21 protein-coding genes are annotated in these 21598 nt (G+C 70.2%); 15 read left to right on the top strand and 6 right to left on the bottom strand.

What is annotated here, in order from left to right; all coding sequences use genetic code 11:
* The first annotated feature begins 5 nt into the window (after nucleotides 1-5).
* The 5 genes from GA0070621_RS10280 (at nucleotide 6) to GA0070621_RS10255 (ending at nucleotide 5373) form a co-directional block, all read left to right on the top strand.
* Nucleotides 6-536, top strand: coding sequence for a DUF4352 domain-containing protein (locus GA0070621_RS10280; RefSeq protein WP_091193907.1), 531 nt, complete (start codon nucleotides 6-8; stop codon nucleotides 534-536).
* A gap of 82 nt (nucleotides 537-618) precedes the next feature.
* Entirely contained in the window at nucleotides 619-1188 is a 570-nt protein-coding gene (locus tag GA0070621_RS10275) for a hypothetical protein (protein ID WP_091193904.1), read from the top strand.
* 491 nt (nucleotides 1189-1679) lie between these two features.
* Nucleotides 1680-2297 (top strand): hypothetical protein, encoded by a 618-nt coding sequence (locus GA0070621_RS10270; RefSeq protein ID WP_091193901.1) that lies wholly within the window; start codon nucleotides 1680-1682, stop codon nucleotides 2295-2297.
* Nucleotides 2298-2493: 196 nt separating this feature from the next.
* Complete coding sequence (locus GA0070621_RS10265; protein WP_091193898.1) at nucleotides 2494-4572, top strand: AAA family ATPase; 2079 nt, start codon at nucleotides 2494-2496, stop codon at nucleotides 4570-4572.
* Between the two features lie 300 nt (nucleotides 4573-4872).
* Nucleotides 4873-5373, top strand: coding sequence for a hypothetical protein (locus GA0070621_RS10255; RefSeq protein ID WP_157739928.1), 501 nt, complete (start codon nucleotides 4873-4875; stop codon nucleotides 5371-5373).
* Between the two features lie 6 nt (nucleotides 5374-5379).
* On the opposite strand, the gene GA0070621_RS10250 is transcribed toward GA0070621_RS10255, so the two are convergent.
* The 4 genes from GA0070621_RS10250 to chvE all read right to left on the bottom strand — a co-directional run bounded on the left by GA0070621_RS10250 (nucleotide 5380) and on the right by chvE (nucleotide 11647).
* Entirely contained in the window at nucleotides 5380-7365 is a 1986-nt protein-coding gene (locus GA0070621_RS10250; RefSeq protein ID WP_167666771.1) for a potassium transporter Kup, read from the bottom strand.
* Nucleotides 7366-7583: 218 nt separating this feature from the next.
* Complete coding sequence (gene mmsB / locus GA0070621_RS10245) at nucleotides 7584-8834, bottom strand: multiple monosaccharide ABC transporter permease (RefSeq protein WP_091193888.1); 1251 nt, start codon at nucleotides 8832-8834, stop codon at nucleotides 7584-7586.
* The gene (mmsA, locus tag GA0070621_RS10240; protein ID WP_091193885.1) at nucleotides 8831-10369 is read right to left on the bottom strand and encodes a multiple monosaccharide ABC transporter ATP-binding protein; all 1539 of its coding nucleotides are present in this window, start codon (nucleotides 10367-10369) and stop codon (nucleotides 8831-8833) included. The genes mmsB and mmsA overlap by 4 nt, the downstream gene beginning before the upstream one ends.
* Nucleotides 10370-10504: 135 nt before the next feature.
* Nucleotides 10505-11647: a multiple monosaccharide ABC transporter substrate-binding protein gene (gene chvE / locus GA0070621_RS10235; RefSeq protein ID WP_091193883.1), complete on the bottom strand. Its 1143-nt coding sequence runs from the start codon at nucleotides 11645-11647 to the stop codon at nucleotides 10505-10507.
* Nucleotides 11648-12480: 833 nt separating this feature from the next.
* Here chvE and GA0070621_RS10230 point away from each other — a divergent pair.
* Nucleotides 12481-13314: a DMT family protein gene (locus GA0070621_RS10230; protein ID WP_157739927.1), complete on the top strand. Its 834-nt coding sequence runs from the start codon at nucleotides 12481-12483 to the stop codon at nucleotides 13312-13314.
* A gap of 33 nt (nucleotides 13315-13347) precedes the next feature.
* Here GA0070621_RS10230 and GA0070621_RS29915 read toward each other — a convergent pair whose 3' ends face one another.
* A complete protein-coding gene (locus GA0070621_RS29915; protein ID WP_167666769.1) occupies nucleotides 13348-13911 on the bottom strand; it encodes a hypothetical protein in 564 nt (187 codons plus the stop codon).
* A gap of 45 nt (nucleotides 13912-13956) precedes the next feature.
* On the opposite strand from GA0070621_RS29915, the gene GA0070621_RS10220 reads away from it, so the two are divergent.
* The 3 genes from GA0070621_RS10220 to GA0070621_RS10210 all read left to right on the top strand — a co-directional run bounded on the left by GA0070621_RS10220 (nucleotide 13957) and on the right by GA0070621_RS10210 (nucleotide 15659).
* A complete protein-coding gene (locus GA0070621_RS10220; protein ID WP_197673953.1) occupies nucleotides 13957-14457 on the top strand; it encodes an SRPBCC domain-containing protein in 501 nt (166 codons plus the stop codon).
* An 8-nt stretch (nucleotides 14458-14465) separates the two neighbouring features.
* Nucleotides 14466-14825, top strand: a complete 360-nt coding sequence (locus GA0070621_RS10215) for an SRPBCC family protein (RefSeq protein WP_091193872.1) — start codon at nucleotides 14466-14468, stop codon at nucleotides 14823-14825.
* A gap of 105 nt (nucleotides 14826-14930) precedes the next feature.
* Complete coding sequence (locus GA0070621_RS10210) at nucleotides 14931-15659, top strand: phosphatase PAP2 family protein (RefSeq protein ID WP_157739926.1); 729 nt, start codon at nucleotides 14931-14933, stop codon at nucleotides 15657-15659.
* A gap of 50 nt (nucleotides 15660-15709) precedes the next feature.
* On the opposite strand, the gene GA0070621_RS10205 is transcribed toward GA0070621_RS10210, so the two are convergent.
* Entirely contained in the window at nucleotides 15710-16231 is a 522-nt protein-coding gene (locus GA0070621_RS10205; RefSeq protein WP_091193866.1) for an Rv0361 family membrane protein, read from the bottom strand.
* Between the two features lie 558 nt (nucleotides 16232-16789).
* Here GA0070621_RS10205 and GA0070621_RS10200 point away from each other — a divergent pair.
* The 6 genes from GA0070621_RS10200 to GA0070621_RS10175 all read left to right on the top strand — a co-directional run bounded on the left by GA0070621_RS10200 (nucleotide 16790) and on the right by GA0070621_RS10175 (nucleotide 21588).
* On the top strand, nucleotides 16790-17680 hold the full coding sequence (locus GA0070621_RS10200) for a hypothetical protein (protein ID WP_091193864.1): 891 nt from the start codon (nucleotides 16790-16792) through the stop codon (nucleotides 17678-17680).
* A 12-nt stretch (nucleotides 17681-17692) separates the two neighbouring features.
* The gene (locus GA0070621_RS10195; RefSeq protein WP_091193861.1) at nucleotides 17693-18373 is read left to right on the top strand and encodes a hypothetical protein; all 681 of its coding nucleotides are present in this window, start codon (nucleotides 17693-17695) and stop codon (nucleotides 18371-18373) included.
* Between the two features lie 71 nt (nucleotides 18374-18444).
* Nucleotides 18445-19053, top strand: coding sequence for a hypothetical protein (locus GA0070621_RS10190; protein WP_091193859.1), 609 nt, complete (start codon nucleotides 18445-18447; stop codon nucleotides 19051-19053).
* A 157-nt stretch (nucleotides 19054-19210) separates the two neighbouring features.
* Nucleotides 19211-19651, top strand: a complete 441-nt coding sequence (gene msrB / locus GA0070621_RS10185; protein ID WP_091193858.1) for a peptide-methionine (R)-S-oxide reductase MsrB — start codon at nucleotides 19211-19213, stop codon at nucleotides 19649-19651.
* Nucleotides 19652-19739: 88 nt separating this feature from the next.
* A complete protein-coding gene (locus GA0070621_RS10180; protein ID WP_091193852.1) occupies nucleotides 19740-20222 on the top strand; it encodes a hypothetical protein in 483 nt (160 codons plus the stop codon).
* 76 nt (nucleotides 20223-20298) lie between these two features.
* Nucleotides 20299-21588, top strand: a complete 1290-nt coding sequence (locus tag GA0070621_RS10175; RefSeq protein ID WP_091193850.1) for an MFS transporter — start codon at nucleotides 20299-20301, stop codon at nucleotides 21586-21588.
* The last annotated feature ends 10 nt before the right edge of the window (nucleotides 21589-21598 follow it).

Below are 21598 nucleotides of genomic sequence, written 5' to 3'. Positions count from 1 at the left end.
AATCGATGCGCAAGACCACAACCCTCGCCCTGATCGCCACCGCCCTCGTCGCGCTGGGCTGCGGCGCCGGCAGCACCGACGAGGGCACCGGCAGCAAGGCCGACGCCGGCGGCGCCAAGGGCAACGACAAGCCGAAGACCACGAAGATCGGCCAGCCCGCCCGCGATGGGAAGTTCGAGTTCACGGTGAAGTCGTCGAAGTGCGGCGTCGCCAAGATCGGCAACGACATGCTGGGCGCGAAGGCGCAGGGCCAGTTCTGCCTGGTCACCATCAACGTCAAGAACATCGGCAAGGAGTCGCAGATGTTCGACGGCAGCAGCCAAAAGGCGTACGCCGCCGACGGCACCGAGTACTCGTCGGACAGCAGCGCCGCGCTCTACGCCAACAAGAACGCCGAGACGTTCCTCAACGACATCAACCCCGGCAACCAGGTCACCGGCGTCGTCGTCTTCGACATCCCGAAGAACGTCAAGCTCGCCAAGCTCGAGCTCCACGACTCGCTGTTCTCCGGCGGCGTGACGGTCTCCCTCGCCTGATCAACCACTCGCCCAGGGGCGGGCACCACCGCCCGCCCCGCCCTTCCCCTGTCCCTGGCCCCTGTTCACAAAGGAAATCGTCATGACCGACCCCGCCCGCGCTACCCCGTTCGCGCCACCCACGGGCCAGTCCGGACCACCCGCGCCGGCCGATTCCCTGCAAGAGCCCAACACCGCACAGCAGCCGGGCGCGGGTGGGGCGGAAAGTGCCGGGAGCAAGCCGACTCCCAACCTCAGCGGCCGCGCGATCACGCTGATCGCGGTAGGCGCTGTCGCGGCGCTTCTGCTGGCCGGTGCCGGTGTCTACACGGCGTTTCGGACGAGCACGGCCGCCTCAACGCTGGTCCAGCGAAAGTCGCCGCTCGAATCGGCCAATGAGGAGTGCGGCAGCACCCACGCGGGCGACGCCGTACTGGGCGACGGGGGCCGGACGCTCATCCTGCACGGCGCTGGCGAGAAGAGCCGCGGGCTCAGCTTCAGCAAGTTGGAGTGCTACTGGTCCGAGCTGAAGATGCCCGACTCGGTCAGGCAGGAGGTCCTGGCGACCCGGGCTCTGGACGGCCGGCAGAGCGGTGAATGGGACCAACTCCGTGCCTCCTGGAGCTACCACCCGGATAGCGGCCTCCAGATGGTCATCACCGTCACCGACTAAAGACGGCAGCAGACCAGGTACCACCCTCCGCCTGGCCACCTGGTCCGGTAAGGGGTCAACAGGCCACCGATCCGTTCGCGACATCAACGCCACAACGTCTCCGCAGCTACCTCACCGCCCCGGCTTCTCCCAGCGCGGCAACTGCCCCAGCCGGATCTTCACCCGGAGTAACCATGGCCCGCCACGACCGCACGATTCCTTCGACACCTGCACGGGCCACCAGCCCCGTCAAGTCCACCCTTCACCCTGGCCGATCGGCCGGCGCTGTTCTGGTTGCCCTTCTGCTGCCGGCCCTCGCGCTGGCCGGTTGCGGAGACGGCCGGAAGAGCGCCAGCGGGCCAACCTCTTCCGCCAGTTCGTCTGCTTCACCGAGCCCGTCCCCGACGCCAAGTCCGACACTGAGCCCGACACAGCCCTCCGATCGGGACGGCGACGGCATCCCCGACAGCAGCGACACCTACCCCGACGACCCGAAGAACATCCCCCACCAGGTGCCGGTCAAACTGCAGTGCGAGACCGACAGCGAATGGGGCGATTCGCCATTCACCGTGCACGGCGGGAAGGACGGCCGGCCCGGCTTCGCGGAGGTCTGGGCAGCCAAGCCGAGCTCCTGTGAGGTCGTCGGCAGCCTCGACATCGTCACCGCTGTCGAGAAGCAGGCCTACAAGATCTCCAAGTACAACGACCAGGACATCTCCACGCTGTACGAGATGTGCGCCGAGGTCGACCCGGACGACGTCTACGCCGAGGCCAACTTCGCGGCCAGCAGCGAGCAGATCCCGGAGATCAACGCGGCGCTGACCCTCTGCCCCACCCACCCGCATGCGAAGAAGTGGCGGCAGGCGGTGCAGCGCGGCCAGGCGGACGCGGACCTGGAGGCCCAGGGGCGGCTGTTCGGCTCCGGCACCTACCGCGTCGGCAAGGAGATCAAGGCCGGCACCTACGTCACCCGCGACGTCGAGGGCTGCTACTGGGAGCGCCAGGACCGTGCGGGCAACACGATCGACAACTACTTCACCAACGGCGCCCGCCGCGTGCAGGTCACCATCCGCTCTTCCGACTACGCCTTCCATTCGGAGAACTGCGGCGAGTGGCGCCCCGCCCGTTGACGCCCTTCCCAGGTCGGCCTCACTGCCCAGCGCCAAGCCGCGACGGGCGCGTTGCGCTGGCGAACTGATCGCCGATCCATAAGTAGAGGCAACTACAGGGCGTCGTCACATCACCACCGCCTGCGGTTCGTCTCGGGCCAGCACCACCACTGCACTCGAACGCCCTCCCCCACCCGCATCAAGCGGAGGTCACCGCATGAACCGCACCGAACCCCTGGTCGAGCTCATCCTCGATCGGCTCGCCGCCGACCGAGTACCCGATGACACCGCCGAGGTGGTCCTCGCCGCGCTCAGTGGCGAGGCTGACCTGGACGCGGCGCTGGCCGGCGAGCCCACCGCCCTAGAGCTGCGCGGCACCGCGGCGGATGAGCCGCGGGCGCGGATCTGGCTCTCGTCGGTCACCGTCGCCGGTTTCCGCGGCGTCGGCCCGGAGCGCACTCTGGCCATCGAGCCTGGCCCGGGGCTGACGGTGGTGGTCGGCCGTAACGGCTCCGGCAAGTCCAGCTTCGCTGAGGCGGTGGAGCTGGCCCTGACCGGGGACAGCGCCCGCTGGGCCGACCGCAACAGCGTGTGGCGTACCGGGTGGCGCAACCTGCACGCCGGTGACCAGTGCCGGATCGCCGTCGAACTGCGCGTCGACGGGGACGCTACGCCGACCCGGGTGGTCCGCTCGTGGCCCGCTGGCGCGGAGCTGGGCGCGGCCGAGGTGAGTGTCACCAGCGCGCACGGCAGCCACACGGACCTCACCGAGCTGGGGTTGGCCCGGCCGTTGGAGCTGTACCGACCGTTCCTGAGCGCCGCCGAGCTGGGCCGGCTCACCGCCGGCACGCAGAGCCAGCTGTTCGACGCGATCTCCGCGATCCTCGGCCTGGAGGCGATCACCGACGCCGACGGCCGGCTGCTGGCCGCCGCACGCCCGATCGACGCCGCCATCAACGAGGTACGCGCACAGCGCGCCGGCCTCGCCGCCATCCTCGCCGAGGTGCCGGACGACCGGGCGCGCCGCGCGGCGGTACTGCTCGTGACCCGCCCCGACCTGGCGGCGCTGGCCGCGATCGTCGACGAGCCGGACGAGCCGACCGCCCACAAGGCGGTGCTGCTGTGCCGGCGGCTGGTGACAATGCAGCTACCCGACGCTGACGAGGTGACCCGCCTCGCCGGGCATCTGCGGGAGGCTGCCGTCGACGCGCGCCGGCACGACGGCGGCCGGTCGCGGGCGTCGCTGCGCAGCGCCGAGCTGCTCCGGCTGGCCATCGAGCACCACGACGACGTCGGTGACGGGCAGTGTCCGGTCTGCACGACGGGTCGCCTCGACGGCGACTGGTGGGCCACCGCCGCCGCGTCCCTGGGCGAGCTGCGTGACCGTACGCTCGCCGCGCAGGCCGCCGCCGCCCGGTTGACCGCGCTGCTGCAGCGGGCGCACCACCTGATCGACGACCTGGACGTGCCCGACGGCACCGCCGCCGGCGTGCCAGTCGACGAGTTGCACGCCGCCACGGCGGCGCTGCGGCTGGCACCGGGCGGGCCGGAGGACCTGGCCGACCACCTGACCGCCCGTTACCCGGCGGTGCTCGCGGCGGCGCCGGCCGTGCAGGCGTACGCGAAGGATCTGCTGCGCCGGCGTGACACCGGCTGGCAGGCGGTGGCCGGCGACCTGCGGGCCTGGATCGCGGCGGCCAAGGCCCTGCCGGAGCGGGAACGCGCCCTGGCCCGGGTGAAGGCCGCGCGGGCGTGGTTGCGGGCGACCGGGGCGCAGCTGCGCAACCAGCGGGTGGCACCGTTCGCGGAGCACTCGCAGCGGATGTGGGCGCAGCTGCGACAGGAGAGCAACGTCGAGCTGGGTGCGATGACCCTGCAGGGTGCGAACACCCGGCGGCAGGTGGCGATCCCGGTCAGCGTGGACGGCGCCGACAACGGCACCGCGCTGGGCGTGATGAGCCAGGGCGAGATGCACGCCCTGGGGTTGGCGGCGTTCCTGCCGCGCGGCTGCGCGCCGGAGAGTCCGTTCCGGTTCATCGTGGTCGACGACCCGGTGCAGAGCATGGATCCGGCGAAGGTGGACGGGTTGGCGCGGCTGCTCGCCGAGCTGGCCGAACAGCGGCAGGTGGTGGTGTTCACTCACGACACCCGGCTGCCCGACGCGCTCGGCCGGCTCGCCCTCGGTGCCGCCCGCATCATCGAGGTGACCCGGGCCAAGCGGTCGGTGGTGACCCTGCGGCCGGGCTCCGTTCCGGTGGCCCGCTACCTGGACGACGCGTATGCCCCTCGCGCGTAACGAGGAGATCGTCGCCGAGGTCCGCGGGCCTGTGGTGGCGGAGCTGTGTCGCTCGGCGATCGAGGCGGCCCGCCATCAGATCGCATGGCCCCGGGGTGCGACGGACATCGAGGGGGCCATCGTGGCCGCGTCCCGGCGGCTGGCCACGATGGTCGCGTTGGCGGTGTTCGACAACGCCGAGCGGGGTGGGGACGCGCTCGGGTATCTGGGCCGCCGGCCGGCACAGGCGGCGGGCAGTCGGCACGTACCAGGCGTGCAACGAGGGTGTGCACGGGGTGTACCTCGATAGGGGGAATGGGCATGTCCCAGGAGAATCGCGACCGGCCCGTTGAGCTGTCCCGCAGGAACCAGGGCTGCGCCGTCACGGCCCGCTGGCGCACCGGTTCGGGATCGGGCGGCATCACCGGCCCGGACGAGGTCGTCATCCGGCTGGCCGACGACGCGGCACCCGAGATCCGGGAACGCGGTATCACCTCGGCGACCCTGCACCGGTTGGGCCGGCAGGTCGACGACATGGTGGCCGAGTTCCACGAACTGCCAAGCGTCGGGGCGTACCAGGTGATGGTGCGCCGCTACATCGAGGGCCGGCTGGCCGAGCTGGCCCAGGCCCGCGGTGCCACCGCCGACGGCTTCGAAGCGGACCTACTGGCCGTCTTCGAGGACCTGACCGGGCGCGGGCACGCCGACCCGCTCGGGGCGCTGGCCACCGCGACCGGCCGGTCGCGGGAAGCCCTCGACGGACTGCTCGACGTGGCCCGCCAGCGGGGCGGTCACGAAGGGCGCGACTGGCGGCGCGTCTGATCGGATTCAGACGGGAACTTCGGCGCTGAGGACGATGGTCCGTTCCTCGGGCAGGTGAAGGAACTCGACATGACTGGCCGCGTTGTGGGCCAGGCCGATGAACAGACGTTTACGCCAGATGGCCATTCCGGGATGTGGGGTGCACCGGAGGGTGATCCTCGAGACGAAGTAGGAGACCTGATCAAGGTTGATTCCGCTGGCGAGGGGATGGCTGGCGGCGTGGCGTAGGACCTCGGGGAAGTCGGTGGGGTCCTGGAAGCCGAAGACGGCGGTGATGTGGATGATGCCGTCGTTCGGGTCGCCGAGGTCGTCGATGGTCAGTCGCTGATCCCAGGGAATGTGCGGGACGTTCGCGGTGCGGCCGGTGATGAGCACGATCCGCTCGTGCCGGACGTGGTTGTGCGCGACGTTCGCGCGCAGTGCCAGCGGGGTGGTGTCCTTGTTCGGGTGCGGGAACACGGCGGTGCCCGGCACTCGCGGGATGTCTGCGGCGTGCAGGGCGTCGATGAAGTCGGCCAGTGGGCCTTCCCGTTCGGTGCGTCGCGGGGTGACCAGCGCGGCTCCGCGCCGCCAGGTCACCAGGATCGTGAACAGGACGATCGCGATGAGCAGCGTCAACCAGCCGCCGTGGCTGACCTTGGCCAGGTTCGCGGTGAAGAAGATCAGCTCGATGCTGCCGAAGACGACCCCGAACAGCACCACGCGCCGGGTGGACCAGCGCCACCGCGCCCTCGCGACGACGAGGACCAGGGTCGTGGTGATCAGGAATGTGCCGGTGACCGCCACTCCGTAGGCGGCGGCGAGTTTCGTGGAGGACCCGAACGCGAACACCACGAGAAGGACTGCGGCGAAGAGGCTCCAGTTCACCCCGGGCGAGTAGATCTGCCCGTACTCGCGGTGGGACGTCTGCCGGATGCGCAGGTGCGGCAGGAAACCCAGCCGCATCGCCTCCCGGGATACCGAGAAGGCCCCGGAGATCACCGCCTGGGACGCGATCACGGTGGCCACGGTGGCCAGGATGACCATCGGCAGCTGCGCCCAGTGCGGCACCAGGAGGAAGAACGGGTTGGCCCGGCTGTCCGGTGCGCGGAGGATCAGCGCCCCCTGGCCGAGGTAGTTGAGGGTCAACGCGGGAAACACGATCGCGAACCAGGCCCGGCGGATCGGGGCGCGGCCGAAGTGACCCATGTCGGCGTAGAGCGCCTCGGCGCCGGTGATCGCCAGCACCACCGCGCCCATCGCGATGAACGCGATGAGCGGATGGTGCACGATGAACAGGACCGCATATGTCGGTGACAGCCCGGCCAGGATGCTCGGATGCCGGAGCACCTCTGCCGCGCCGGCCACGCCCAGGCAGGCGAACCAGAGCACCATGATCGGCCCGAATATCGTTCCGACCCGCCCGGTGCCCCATCGTTGGAAGGCAAACAGCAGGGTGAGGATGACCCCGGCTATCGGCAGCACCACCACCGCCAATTCCGGCGAGCTGACCTCCAGACCTTCGATCGCCGACAGCACCGAGATCGCCGGGGTGATGACGCTGTCGCCGTAGAACAGGGCGGCGCCCAGCGCCCCGAGACCCAACACCGCCGTGGCGCGTCGGCCACCGGCGTTGCGCAGCGCCCGTTGGGCGAGAGCGGCCAGGGCCATCACCCCGCCCTCGCCGTCGTTGTCGGCCCGCAGAATGAAGATCACATATTTGATCGACACGATCAGGGTGATGGTCCAGAAGATCAGCGAGATGACGCCGAACACGTCGTGGGTGTTCGGGTTCAGGTTGCGGTCGAGGGTGAAGACCGTCTTCAGCGCGTACAGCGGGCTGGTGCCGATGTCGCCGTACACCACGCCCAACGCGCCGAGCAGCAGCGTCAGCCCCGCGGTCCTGCCTGCCGTGGGGTGACCCGTCAGCGGTGTCTGGGAGGCTGTTCCACCGTCCTCCGTCGGCCCGTTGCCGCCCCCCGGGGGCTGCTCGTTGTTGGCTTGCTCCGTCACCCCACAGGCATACCAACCGGCATGCCGTTCCATCCGCTCAAACCCGAAAGCGCGCCGACCGCCTGAGTGGCCGGCGACGGCCGATGATCATGGCGACGACAGGTGGGAGGCCCGGGCGGGTGCGGCACCGCCCGGTGACCCGGCCGTCTGACCGAAGGGTCACCGGGCGGAGGGTCCCGCCGCGGACGCGGTTCTACGTCGTCTCCGGCTCCGTGCCGTCAGCGGGTGGCTCCAGCGCGCCGCTTGTTGTACACGTCGAATGCCACGGCGAGGAGCAGCACGAGGCCTTTCACGACTGACTGTATCGACTGGTCGACGCCCATGAGCTGCATCCCGTTGCTCATCACCGCCATGATGAGGCCGCCGACCATGGCGCCCACCACGGTGCCGACCCCGCCGGTGACCGCCGCGCCACCGATGAAGGCCGCGGCGATGGCGTCGAGCTCGAACATGTTGCCGGCGGCGGGCTGAGCACCGTTCGACCGCGAGGAGTAGATGACGCCGGCCACCGCCGCCAGGAAGCCCATGTTGACGAACATCCAGAAGTTCACCTTACGGACCTTCACCCCGGACAGCATCGCCGCCGAGAGGTTACCGCCGATCGCGTAGACCTGACGGCCGAAGACCGTGCGCCGGGTGAGAAGGGCGTAGACGAGGACAAGGACCGCGAGAACGATGAGAACGATCGGCAGGCCGCGCGCGTGGGCGAGCTGCCAGGCGAAGTACATGATCACTGCCCCCACCAGCAGCACCCGGGCCACGAACAGCGGGAACGACTCGACGGGCTGGTCGTAGCGGACGCGCGCGACGCGGGTACGGAAGCCGCTCACCGCGTAGCCCGCCGCCGCGACGGCGCCGATGAGGAGGGTGAAGGCGTCGTAGCCGTCTCCGCCGATCAGTCCGTTCAAGAAGCCGGCGGCGACCTGCTGGTATTCGGCCGGGAACGGTGACAGCGAGATGTTGCCGAGCACCCGCAGGGTGAGACCGCGGAACAGGAGCATGCCGGCCAGGGTGACGATGAAGGCCGGGATACCGGCGTACGCCACCCAGAAGCCGTGCCAGGCGCCGACCGCGATGCCCACGGCCAGCGCGGCCAGGATCCCGAGCCACCACGGGTGGCCCTGCTGGATCACCACGACGGCGGAGACCGCACCGGTCAGCGCCACCACCGATCCCACCGACAGATCGATGTGGCCGCCGATGATCACGATGACCATGCCGATCGCCAGCACCAGAATGTATGAGTACTGCAGGACGATGTTCGTGATGTTCCCGGGGCTCAACGAGACACCGTCGGTCAGGATCGCGAAGAGCGCGACGATGACCACGAAGGCCACGTAGATGCCGCTCTGTCGCAGGTTGCGCATGATCAGCGTACGCGGGTCGCTGGTCCCGGTGTGCAACGCGACGGCCGACGAACTCTGGGACGACAGGCGGTCCGGCGCGACGGGTTCCTTGGTGCTTGTCATCCGGCGAGCTCCTTCTCCTTCGTCATGAGCTCCATGAGGTTCTCCTGGGTTGCCTCGCCCACCGGCAGCTCTCCGGTGATGCGGCCAGCAGAGAGCGTGTAGATGCGGTCACACATCCCGAGCAGCTCGGGCAGCTCGGACGAGATGAGGATGACCGCTTTTCCGTCGGCCACAAGCTGGTTGATGATCGTATATATTTCGAACTTCGCGCCGACGTCGATGCCGCGTGTCGGCTCATCGAGGATCAGCACGTCCGGGTCGGTGAACAGCCACTTCGACAGGACGACCTTCTGCTGGTTGCCGCCGGAGAGCTTCCCGGCCGCGGTCATCACGCTCGGCGTCTTGATGTTCATGTCGCGCCGACTCCGCTCGGCAACCTTGATCTCCTCGTTGCCGTTCACCAGTCCCGCGCGGGCGAGCTTGCCGAGCGCCGCCGCCGAGATGTTGCGGCACACGTCCTCGATGAGGTTGAGCCCGTAACGCTTGCGGTCCTCCGTGGCGTACGCGATGCCGTTTTCGATCGCTTCCGCGACGGTCCCGGCCTTGACCTCCGTGCCGTGCACGAACAACCGGCCAGTGATGTCGCGTCCGTACGAGCGGCCGAACACGCTCATGGCGAGCTCGGTCCGGCCGGCCCCCATCAGCCCGGCGATGCCGACGACCTCACCGGCCCGGACGTTCAGGCTGGCCCCGTCGACCACCCTGCGGTCCTGAACGGGGTGCCGCACCGTCCACCCCTCGATCCGGAGCACCTCCGCGCCCGGTGTCGAGACCCGGTCGGGGTAGTAGCTCTCCAGATCGCGACCCACCATGCCGCGGATGATTCGTTCCTGGGTCACCTCGCCGGAACTCATGTCGAGCGTTTCGACCGTCTGCCCGTCGCGGATGACGGTCGTCGAGTCGGCGATCGCGGTGATCTCGTTGAGCTTGTGCGAGATCATGATGCAGGTGATCCCCTGCTCGCGAAGCCGACGCAGCAGGTCGAGCAGGTGCGCCGAGTCGACGTCGTTCAGCGCGGCGGTCGGCTCGTCCAGGATCAGCAGACGTACCTCCTTGGAAAGCGCCTTGGCGATCTCCACCAGCTGCTGCTTGCCGACGCCGAGCTGGATGACCGGGGTGACCGGGTTCTCGTGCAGCCCGACGGACGCCAGGAGCGCACCGGCCTCGGCGTTGGCCCGGTTCCAGTCGATGAGGCCGCCGGTCCCGCGACGCTCGTTGCCGAGGAAGACGTTCTCGGCGATCGACAGGTACGGCACCAGGGCGAGTTCCTGGTGGATGATGACGATGCCGACAGCCTCGCTGTCCCGGATGCCGCGAAAATGCACCGGCTTGCCGTCGAGGACGATCTCACCGTCATACGAGCCGGTCGGGTAGACGCCGGACAGCACCTTCATGAGGGTGGACTTGCCGGCGCCGTTCTCACCGCAGATGGCGTGGATCTCTCCTCGCCGGACGGCGAGCGTGACATCGTGGAGCGCCTTCACCCCCGGAAAGGTTTTCGTGATGTTACGCATCTCGAGGATCGTGTCGTCCATGGCGATCGTCCTGGTTCCTCGTCGTCTGGGTCCTCGGGTCCGTCCCAGCTGACGGGACGGAGTGGGCGCGGGTTCGGTGGCGACCTCGCCCGCTCGGGCTCGGTGACGTCGCCGCCACCGAGCCCGAGCGTCGACTCAGCTCTTGGCCCGTCCGGTGGCGACCTCCTCGGCCGTCCAATAGCCGGAGTCGATCAGGACCGGCTTGATGTCGTCCTTGTACACCGTCTGCACCGGCAGGAGGTACGACGGAACAACCTTGACCCCGTTGTCGTACGTCTTGGTGTCGTTGGCCTCCGCGTCCTTGCCCTGCAGGAACGCCTCGGCCGCGATGACGGCCTGCTCGGCCAACAGGCGGGTGTCCTTGAAGATGGTGGAGCTCTGGACTCCGTCGTTGATGAGCTTCACCGAGGCGATCTCCGCGTCCTGACCGGTCACGATCGGCATCGTGTTGGTCCCCGTTCCGTACCCGGCGTTCTGCAGCGCCGTGATGATGCCGCGGGACAGCCCGTCGTACGGCGAGAGGACGCCGTCGACGCGCGAGCGGTCGTTGTAGCTCGAGGTCAACAGGTCTTCCATCCGCTTCTGCGCGGTCTCCTGCTGCCACCGCAGGATCGCCACCTGCTCGATGCCGGTCTGCCGGGACTTGACGACGAGAGAGCCGTTGTCCAGGAAGGGCTTGAGCGTGTCCATCGCCCCGTTGAAGAAGAAGTGCGCGTTGTTGTCGTCGAGCGAGCCGGCGAAGAGCTCGATGTTGAACGGCCCGGTCTTGGTGCCCTTTGATCCGTCCTTGTTCAGCAGACCGAGACCCACCAGCAGCGCATTGGCCTGGGCGACTCCGACCTTGTAGTTGTCGAAGCTGACATAGAAGTCGACGTTGGGGCTGTCCCGGATCAGCCGGTCGTACGCGATGACCGGGATCTTCGCGGTCGCCGCGGCCTGCAACTGGCTGCTCAGCGCCGTGCCGTCGATCGCCGCGATGATCAACACGTCAGCACCCCGCGTGATCATCTGGTCCACCTGCTGTGACTGGGTGGGAATGTCGTCCCCCGCGTACTGCAGGTCGACCTTGTAGCCCTTCTGCTCCAGCTTCTCCTTCACCGCCTTGCCGTCGGCGATCCATCGCTCCGAGGTCTGGGTGGGCATCGAGACGCCGATCGTCAGGTCACCGGGCTTGTCCGTACTACGGGCACCGTCGCCGCCCGCACCCTCACCGCTACATGCCGCCAAACTCAGCGCCAGCAGGGCGCCTCCGACAGCGGTCCACAGTCTCCTACTCACGCTCTTCCCCTCCGCGAAACGGGTGCCATCGCCGGCCGTACACGTTGCACTGTGGATAGCGTTAGCGCTCACATCAAGATCGTCAACACCTGGCCGAAACCTCAATGTCACGATCTCGCAACGTCGACAGTGGGGGCGAGCACCTGCCGGGATGGCGGAGGCGGACCCTGGTGGCGAACCAGCGGCTACCGGCGAACCCGGGAACCGGCCCTTCGGGGTCGACGGCCACCGGACCTGGAGGTGCCGCCCCCGCCAAACCACGGGTACGCCCGGACCCCGTCGCGGACGAAGGGCACGGCAACGGTGAAACCCGGGCGCTGATCCACACCCGCCCGCGTGGGAACTGGCCGACGTCGGAGCCGGGTCGAGATCGCTTGCCGCACGCGCCCACCTCCGAGCCGAGCGTGGTCGCAACCGCCGGCGCGCTGCCCGTAACGCCACCGCCGCCGCTGACGCGAACGGCGCGCCCAGGCCGGTCGGCACCACGGCGCGCGCCGCTCCGGGGGCCACCCGCCGCGGACGCGTAGGTGGGAGGGACTTGAGCCCCTCAGGCAAAGCGAGGGACCACCATGATCGTTAGCGCTAACAGCACGTCGGGCCTGGTGGGCGGCAGCCGCGTCGACAACGCCCGGGAACGATCGACGGAGCACGATCGAGCACACCCCGTCCCGGGTCATCCGCCGGGGTGACGCAACTGCGCGGGAACGCTCCCGACCCCCGGACCCGCCATCGGCCACGCACCCTTTCGGCCCCTCCCCGCGAATCCGGCGCGCAGACGGGTATGTCCAGGTCTCCACCGACTGTTTCCGGCATCGACGACCCGGGGGCCGATCATGAGTTTTGGCTTCGTGCTGGCGCTCGGCGCCGCGCTGTGCAGTGCCACCGCCGCCACGCTCCAGTCGATCGGGGCGCGGCGGATCGCGGCCACCGCGCACCTTGATCCTCGGCTGTTGTGGCGGTTGCTGCGCACCGGGCCGTACGCCGCGGGCCTGGCGCTGGACGGAGCATCGTCCGGACTCACCTTCACCGCGCTACGGACCGTACCGCTCTTCGCGGTCCAGGCGGTGGGAGCGGCGAACCTCAGCATCGTCGCGGTCCTCGCCATGCTGGTACTGCGCGTCCGGCTGGTGATGCAGGACGCGATCGCGATCGGCGGGGTGATCGTCGGACTGGCGCTGCTGGTGATCTCGGCCGTCACCGGGCCGCCGTCCGAGGTGCCGAGGATGGCCGGTTGGTGGCTGCTCGGGGCGGTGATCACGCTGACCGTCGGCGCATATCTGGGAAGCCCTCGGATGCGCAGTCCCGCGTTGCCGGGCCTGCTGGCCGGGCTGTCCTTCGGGTCAGCGGCCCTCGGAGCCCGGCTGCTCGGCCGGATCGACACGGTATGGGCCCTGATTACCAACCCGATCAGTTACGCGATGGTGATCGCAGGCCTGAACGGGCTGCTCCTGTACGCGACCGCGCTGCAACGCGGGTCGGTGACGGTCGCCTCCGCGTCGACCATCGTCGGGCAGACCGTGGCGCCGGCGCTGGTCGGTTGGTTACTGCTCGGCGACCGCGTCCGGTCCGGGTTCGCGCCGGTGGCGGTGCTGGGCTTCGTGCTCGCTGTCACCGCCGCGGCGGCCCTCGCCCGACATGCCCAGCCGCATCCGCCACGAGCCGAGTGAGCAGAAGAGCCCCTGGTGGTGTGAGGCAAGCCGTCACTGGCCGTGTGGGTGTTTCAGGTCGAGTGGGTTCGGTTTGGGGTTAGTGTCGACGCCGAGGGCGCACCGACCTGTTGGCCGGCCGGACGCGCTTCGGCATCGACGACCTTTCCAAGGAGCGCCTCGCCGACGAGGGCGCGGATCTCCGCGGAGCCCCGACACCGGCTCAAGCCATGGCGCGATACGCGGCGCGGCCACGACCAGCGCCACGGCGAGCACCGCGACGACTGCCTGCCCGATCCGCCCGGCAGTGACTCCCTCGGTGCCGTCCAGCACGTAGTTGGCGTACCCGTTCGCCATCGCGTCGGTGGCGAGAACGACGCAGCCCAGCACCAGCCCCTCGACCCGGCGCAACGCCAGCAGCAGCGCCGCGAGCGGGTCCAGCACGGTCAGCGACACGAAGTAGAGGGACAGCCAGGCAGGGGTCGACGGAAGCGGGCCGGCCCTGCCGCCGAACAGGTCGATGAGGTGTACGAACCCGCCGTAGGCGAACACGAGTACGGCGGCCGTGACGATCACCCGAACCGGGCGCGGCACGCCCGCCCATCGCCCTCTGCCCACCCGGCCATCATCCCTCGCCGGCGCCCGGGTCGATCCGGTCACCCGGTGCCGGACCGGCGTACGCACTATGTTGAGCCCATGTATTCGACTCGCGTCTCTCAGCAGGTCAAGGCCCCACGCGCCGCCGTCTACCGGGCGCTGGTGGATGCCGACGCGATCGCCAGGTGGCGGGTACCAGCCGGCATGAGCAGCCAGGTCCATCACTTCGACGCCCGCGAAGGTGGTTCCTTCCGCGTCTCGCTCACCTACGACACGACCGAGGGTGCCGGCAAGTCGTCGTCCCACACCGACACCTACCACGGTCGTTTCCTCCGGCTCGTGCCCGACGAGCAGGTGGTCGAAGAGTTCGAGTTCGAGACCGGTGATCCGGCGTTTGGCGGCGTCATGACGATGACCACCACGCTGACCGACGTGGACGGCGGCACCGACGTCCTCGTCGTACACGACGGCATCCCCGACAGTGTCCCCGCCGCCGACAACGAGACCGGTACGCGCATGGCGCTGGCGAACCTCGCCCGACTCGTCGAGGCCGGCGAGGGCCAGTAGCCCGAGACATGCTCGAAGCCGGCAGCCGTACGCGCACCCAGCCGCCACCACCGGCCGTGGTCTTCGAGGCGCTCACCGAGCCCGCCCGCGACCCGGCACGTCCCTGGCTGCACCTGCTGGACGACGAACAGGCACCCCGTATCCTGCGCGCCGAGCATCCGCGCCTGGTCGTCTGGTCGTCGCTGTGGCCCAGGCTACCGGACGCTCAGGTGCGTTTCGACCTGGTGCCTGACGGCGGATGCGGTACGCGGTTGCGCTGGAGCCTGCTGGTGGCCGAACCGGTGCCCGACCCGTCGCTGCTGGGACACCTGCGCAGACGACTCAACGAACTGATCAACGCGAACCTGCGCTTCACCTTCGGCCAGTAGGCAGAGCACAGGTCCGGGGCGACGCCCGGTGCCACCATCCCCACGCGCTACCGTCGCACGGGTGGTGATCAACGCATGAGTCCGCGAGAGCAAACTGTCGGCAGCATGGCCGTACGGTCCTGGCTGGCTGCCCGCCTCACACCCGGTGGGGCGCTCGGTCTGCCGTTGACCGTCAGTTTCCTGATGATCGCCGCCGCCGGGTGGGGGCTGGGCGAGCTCGCCGACAGCGTACGGGAGAACGACGATCTGGCGGCGGGTGATGCCGCGGCGACCGCCTGGGTGGTCGCTCACCGGACCGGGGGGCTCACCGCCGCTCTGCGGGTGGTCACCGAGCTGGGCGGGATCTGGATGGCGTTGGCGTTGGTGGCCGTCGCGGCATTGGCCATGCCCCTGCCCGGCTCCCGGTGGCGCACCGCGGCGCTGATGGTGCTGGTCAGCGGGGGCACCAGCGCCCTGGTCAACGGGGTGAAGCTGTTGATCGCCCGCCCCCGGCCGACGCTGCCGGACATGATCTCGGCGGCGAGCGGGTTCTCGTTCCCGTCCGGGCACAGCGCGCAGGCGGTCGCGGCGTACGCGTCGCTGGCGTACCTGGCTTGTCGACGTTGGCCGGTGCCGGCGGTGCGGGTGTCGGCCTGGGCGGGCGCCGGGCTGCTGGTGTTGCTGGTCGGCTTCTCCCGGCTGTATCTGGGCGTGCACTGGCTCACCGACGTTCTGGGCGGGTACCTGCTCGCCGCGGCGTGGGCGACCGCGGTCTGGGCAGCCGTCCGGCTCGCCACCGCCCAGCGGCAGCGCCGCGCGGCGGTCGGGCAGGATCAAGGTACGCCCGAGCCGTGATCGTGGTCGTGGTCGTTGCGGGAACGCCACGGCCCGGGTGAGCCCCGTTGTCAGCCGGTCGGGCTGGCACTCGCGCTCGGCTCGGCGGGGTCACCCGCTGGGGCGCAGACCTTCCACGCGCCGCCCTCCTTGCGGAAGTGCAGGGTCACGTCCGGCTGCGACGGGCGGGAGACCCGGGCGCTGGCGGTGTCGCCGCTGACCTGGATGTCAGCGACCGTCACCGGCCGGACCGAGGGCGGGTTGGCGGGCGGCGCGAGGGAGGGGTCGAAGTCGTCGTCCGCCATGATGTCCTCGGCCTCGGCGGCGCAGACCTGATTCAGGATTGCCTGCTGGTCGTCACGGTCGACGGCGGCAGCGAAGTCCTCGACGAGTTTGCGGATCCGGGTCTCGTCGGTGACGGCGGGCGGTTTCGACACGCCGGTGTGACCCACCACCAGGTACGCGCCGACGCCGCAGGCGGCCAGGAGCAGCACCCCGGCGGCCACCGCGGCGATGATCCAGACCCGTTTGCCGCCGCCGACGGCGGTGGGCGCGGGTGGGTAGGGCGGCTGCCCGCCGGGCGCTCCGGGCACAAGCGGGCCGACCGGGGGCCCCGCTGGCGCGCCCGGCCCGTACCCGGGCGGCGCGATCGGCCACGGCGCGGGCTGGACCGGCGGGCCGGAGTATCCCGGCGCAGGCTGCCCGGGTGGCGGTGGCATGAGATGTCCCGGTGGCGGCGGCACGGGATAGCCGGGTGGCGGCGGAAGGGGCTGCCGGGGTGGCGGTGCCACGGGCTGGCCGGGGGCATTCGGCGGGGGCGGTGGCGGCGGTGCGGGTGGCGATGGCAGCGGTTGGCCGGGCGGGACCGCTTCCCCGGCCTGCGGCGGTTCGTGGTCCCGGGGTTCGGGGATCGGCGGACGCTCGCTGGCGGGCGGCTGCGCGCCCGTCGATGGGGCGTCGTCGGGTGGCGGGAACTGCGGCGGCGTGGGCTGTCCCGGCTCCTGTGACACCTACGCCTCCCCTGGCATGTCACCACCGGGCAACCGCGAACAGTCGCGACGCCACTGTGGGCTGACTTTCCCAACATGGCGGTCGTTCGATATGTTTTGGATCGATAGCGTATCACCGCGATCACGGAGGGTCGGCAACCGATGCTGCGACCTGCGTCAACGCGCCGAGGCGCACGCCTGCTCGTCCTCGTCCTCGCCTGCGCGTTCCTGGTCCTCCCGGGCGCCCCGGCGTCCGCGGCCCCGGCCGACCTGTGCGCGGAGCCGCTCGCCGCGTTGCTGGGGGTCGACGCGAAGATCAAGGCGCACAACGCGAAGCCGCACCTGTTCACCCTGCCGCGGCAGCAGGGCGCCTACGCCGCGTACAACGCCGAGGCCGCGAAACTCAACGCCGAACTCGCCAAGGCGAAGGCGCGGATCAACGCCTGCATCGAGGCGATGAAGACGCTTGAGGACACCGCCGCCGGCTCACCGGAGCTCACCCGACCGAGGCCCGCCGATCTCAAGGCGATCGGGGACGCCACCAAGCAGGTGCCCGCCGGCTGGCAGCCACCGGCCCCACCGGCGCCGGGCAAGCACTGGCGCGTCCCGCCGAGTTCGGCGGTCCGCCCGCTCTACCGCGTGCTTCGCGATCTCAGCCCACCGGACTTCCGCAACGTGAGCCTGCGCGGCCAGCCCCGCCCGCCGATCGGCGCCCGTGATCCGGCGTATCCGGCGTCCTCCGGGCACACCATCGGCGGCCCGAACACGAACGGCCTGTCGGCGGTGTCACCGGACCACATCATCCCGCTGGCGGAGATCATTCACATGCCCGGCTTCCTGCGGCTCAGCCCGCAGAACATGTACCAGGTGGTCAACGCGCGGGTGAACCTGCAATGGCTGTCGTACAAGTCGAACCTGTCGAAGTCCTCACGTAGCGTCGCCGGCATGAGCGGGGTGGACCCGCAATGGCAGGCGAGCCAGCTCCAGCTGGAGTCCGCGGTACGCAAGCAGCTCCGGGATACGATCGGCCAGCTGCTGCGCAGCCAGGGTTGACAGGAGAACACGGTGTCGCAGGTTGATCTCGCCGCCGTCGCGGACACCCTGCCGGGCCTGGACCTGGTGCTCGTCGAACCGGGCTCGGCCGAGGCGCGGCGCCTGCCGTACCAGTGGCAGCCGATCGCGACGGCGACCGACCCGCGGGCCCGGCTCGCGGCGGCGCTGGCGCTGTGGAACGAGCCGCTTCTCGCGGCGCTGCCGGAGTTCGCGGTGGCGTTGCGGACCCGCTTCGCCGACGTCCGGGCGTACCTCGCCGACGACGAGCCCGCCCTGCTCTACCTGGCCACAGACTCCGACGGCCGGCTGCTGTCCTGGATCGGTTTCGACCCGGCCAGCTTCGTGGAGCCGCCGTTCTGGGAGCAATTCCCCGAGCCGCTGCGGGCGTTCCTGCGGCAGGTCCACGCCGGCTTCACCTCGGGCGGGCGCACCGCGTTCGGGCCGATGCACCCGAGGCACATGCGGACCATCGCCGAGCAGGCCGGCGAGCCCGACGGCCTCGCGGACTGGGACGAGGAGCAGGAGATCGCCTCGACGCGGTTGCTGCTGGTCACCTCCAACGGCGGCATGGTCGACTACTGCGTGTCCCCCGACCTCGACGTCGACGAGCTGGCCGTCGTGTTCGAGGGCGACATCGACCCGACCCCGTACGGTCCCGCCCTGGACCGGCTGCTCACCCGGCGTCTCGGCTAACTCCGTACCGGACCACGGGGCGCTCTGACCTTCGTATCCTGGCCGTATCCAGCACCGTTGGGGGGGGCGGCATGGACGACGACGCGCGCGAACAGGGGCTGCTGAGCGCCCTGACCACCGAGCATTTCGTGCTCCAGACCTCCCGCAGCGCCACGATCACCGAGTCCGTCGGGCGGGCGACCGTGTTCCTGTCGCTGCTCTCCGCCTCGCTGATCGGGCTGGGCTTCGTCTCCAGCAGCGGGCACCTGACCAAGCCGTACCTGGGCGCGGTGCTGCCGACCCTGGTGATCACCGGGCTGCTCACCTTCGGCCGGCTGGTGCAGAACATGGTGGAGAACTCGCTGGACCTCAAGCGCATCCAGCGCATCCGTGCGTACTACCACCAGCGATTGGCCGGCGAGCACGATTTCTTCGCCGACGCGGTGACCGGCGGTGGCGACGTCCGGGCGATCTCGGCAGCGGTGGCCACCAAGCCCAATCGGTGGCAGTTGCTGCTGACCACGGCGGCGATGGTCGGCGCGGTGAACGCACTGCTGATCGGCGTGTGCGCGGCCCTGCTGACCGGGGTGTCGGGCGCAGGCACCGCGCTGGCGATCGGACTCGGGGTGGCGGTGGCCCTGGTCGCGTTCGCCGCACAGGTCGTGTACATCAAGCGGGCCTCGCTCTGGCTGGCCGGCTGACCGCCGCCGTGCCGAGCGTTTCGCGCGCGCCGGGCCGTCCCGTCCGGCACCACCCATCGCCGAGGCCGCGACTAGTCACGGGCAGGCGGGGTACGCGTGCGGTGGTCGGCTTGAGCCGAGCCTCTCCTGTCTACGACCCGTCCGGGAGGAGCAACCGGTGTCACACCCGTATCGCAAGACCCCTGAGGCGATCTCCCGGCTGTCGCCGGACCAGTATCGAGTGACTCAGGAGGCGGGGACGGAACCAGCCTTCGACAACGCGTACTGGGACAACAAGGAGCCGGGCATCTACGTCGACGTCGTGTCCGGTGAACCCCTGTTCGCCTCCACCAACAAGTTCGACAGCGGGACCGGCTGGCCGAGCTTCACCAGGCCGATCGAACCGCAGAACGTGGTCGAACGTCAGGAGTCCAGTCTCGGCATGACCCGTACCGAGGTCCGGTCCGCACACGGGGACAGCCACCTCGGTCATGTGTTCGACGACGGTCCCGTGGAAGCCGGCGGGTTGCGCTACTGCATGAATTCCGCCGCACTTCGGTTCGTCCCTCGTGACGATCTCGAACGTGAGGGTTACGGCGAGTATCTCCAGATGCTTTGAGCCCTGCCTCCGGCAGGATCGCCGTCCGTGGCGTGCCGCCCGCCAACCGGGCGGCCTTCGCCCTCCGCTGTCAATGTAGCGTTGACATGTGACGCCCGACCTGACTCAGCTGGCCGACATCGCCGCCGATCGCGTCCGGCTGGACGAGCGGGAGTTGGCGCTGATCGACCGGGTGCGCCACGCGGGTGCGACGTGGGCTCAGATCGCTGCCGCTCTCGGCCTCGGCAGCCGGCAGGCCGCAGAGCAACGCCGGCAGCGCCTGGCCACCGCGCGACGGTCGCGGCGGCAGGAACAGGATTTCGGATACTCGACCCGGATCGCGGCGATCCGGAGTGCGGTCCTCGATCTCCAGCGATGGATCGACGCGGACCGGCGGTGGGATACGCGCTTCCGGCGTGCGGCCCTCGTGCGGACGACCGCGGAGGTGGCCCTCGACGCCGATCCCGGCGCGCTGTACGCGCTGGCCTCGCTCCTCGCGGTCGACCTGGCCGAAGCGGGAGCCGAACGGTTGCCAGGGCCGACGCAGGCGGTCGCGACAAACTTGGGAGCACTCGTGTCAACAGAACATTGACACCTCCGAACCATATTGCCTGACCTCTGCTCAAGGTTGAGGATTTGAGCCGTCTCGACTCAACCTTGGAGGATCGATGCGCCGCAACGCCGGCCTGTTCGTGGCGATCTCGCTGCTGTCCGGCTTCGGCAGCGGCGCCATGGCACTGGTCGCCGGGATCTGGATCCTGGACCTCACCGGATCCACCAGCCTCGCGGCCCTCGCCGGGCTCTGTGTCTACACCCCGGTCCTCGCCGGCCCCTGGCTGGGCGGGCTGCTCGACCGGGCACCGAGGCGACCGCTGGTGATGGCGGTCAACCTCGGGTTGTCCGCCGTTCTCCTGAGCCTCCTCGCGGTCCGGGACACCGACCAGACGTGGCTGATCTTCCTGGTGTCCGGCGCGTACGGGGTCAGCTACGTGCTGATCGACGCGGGCGAGACGGCGCTGCTGCCATCCGCGTTGTCCCCCACGGAACTCGGCGACGTCAACGGCTGGCGTTCCAGCGCGCAGGAGGGCATGAAGCTCGTCGCGCCCCTGGCCGGCGTGGGCCTGTACGCGTGGCGCGGGGGCCACGCGGTCGCCCTGCTCAGCGCGGCGATGCCGGTCCTGGTCGCCGTCCTGTACGCGGCCGTGCGGCTGACGCATCCGCAACCCGGCCAACCGGCTGCTCGCCAGCACGGCATGCGCGCCGGGCTCGCCGTCCTGCTCGCGGAGCGGGCGACGCGTGTCACCGTCGGGCTCGCCGCCGTGTCGATCGCCATGTCCGGGTTCACGACCGCCGCCAACTACGAGATCGTCGCCACGGAGCTGGGCCTGCCGGCGACGTTCCTCGGGGTGTTGCTCAGCGCACAGGGCGCCGGTTCCGTCGTCGGCGGTCTCGTCGTCGGGCGGCTCATCAACAGGTGGAGCCCGGTCACCATGGGCGTCGCCGGCACGGCGCTGTTCGCCGTCAACTGCCTGCTCCGCTGCCTGCCCTGGTGGCCCGGATCGGTGGTCGCCTCGGTGATCGCCGGCGTCGGCCTGCCCTGGGCCCTGGTCGCCGCGGTGACCGCGGTGCAGACGTACACGCCGGCCGCGCTGCTCGGCCGCGCGGCCGGGACCGCCAACACCGCGATGTTCGGTCCGATCGCGCTGGCGATCCCCCTCGGCTCCGCCGCCGTCCACGTTGGCGACCGGCTGACGCTCCTGGCGGCCGCCACGATCTGTCTGGTGGCCGCGGTCGGCGCCGTCCACGGCGGGCGGCTCCGGGCCGGACCGGATGCGGCAGCGGCGCTCGCCACCGGCGAGACAGCGCGGCCCACCGCGCCGCAACCACCCGCCGACCAAGGTCAACCACCGCGGGCCGCGGCCCTCGCACGAACGCCGTCCAGCGCGGAACCTCGTTGAGGGATGTTCC

Source organism: Micromonospora narathiwatensis, assembly GCF_900089605.1.
Classification (GTDB): Bacteria; Actinomycetota; Actinomycetes; order Mycobacteriales; family Micromonosporaceae; genus Micromonospora; species Micromonospora narathiwatensis.
The sequence above is the reverse complement of the archived record's forward strand: the minus strand, read 5'-3'. Positions and strand labels throughout refer to the sequence as shown.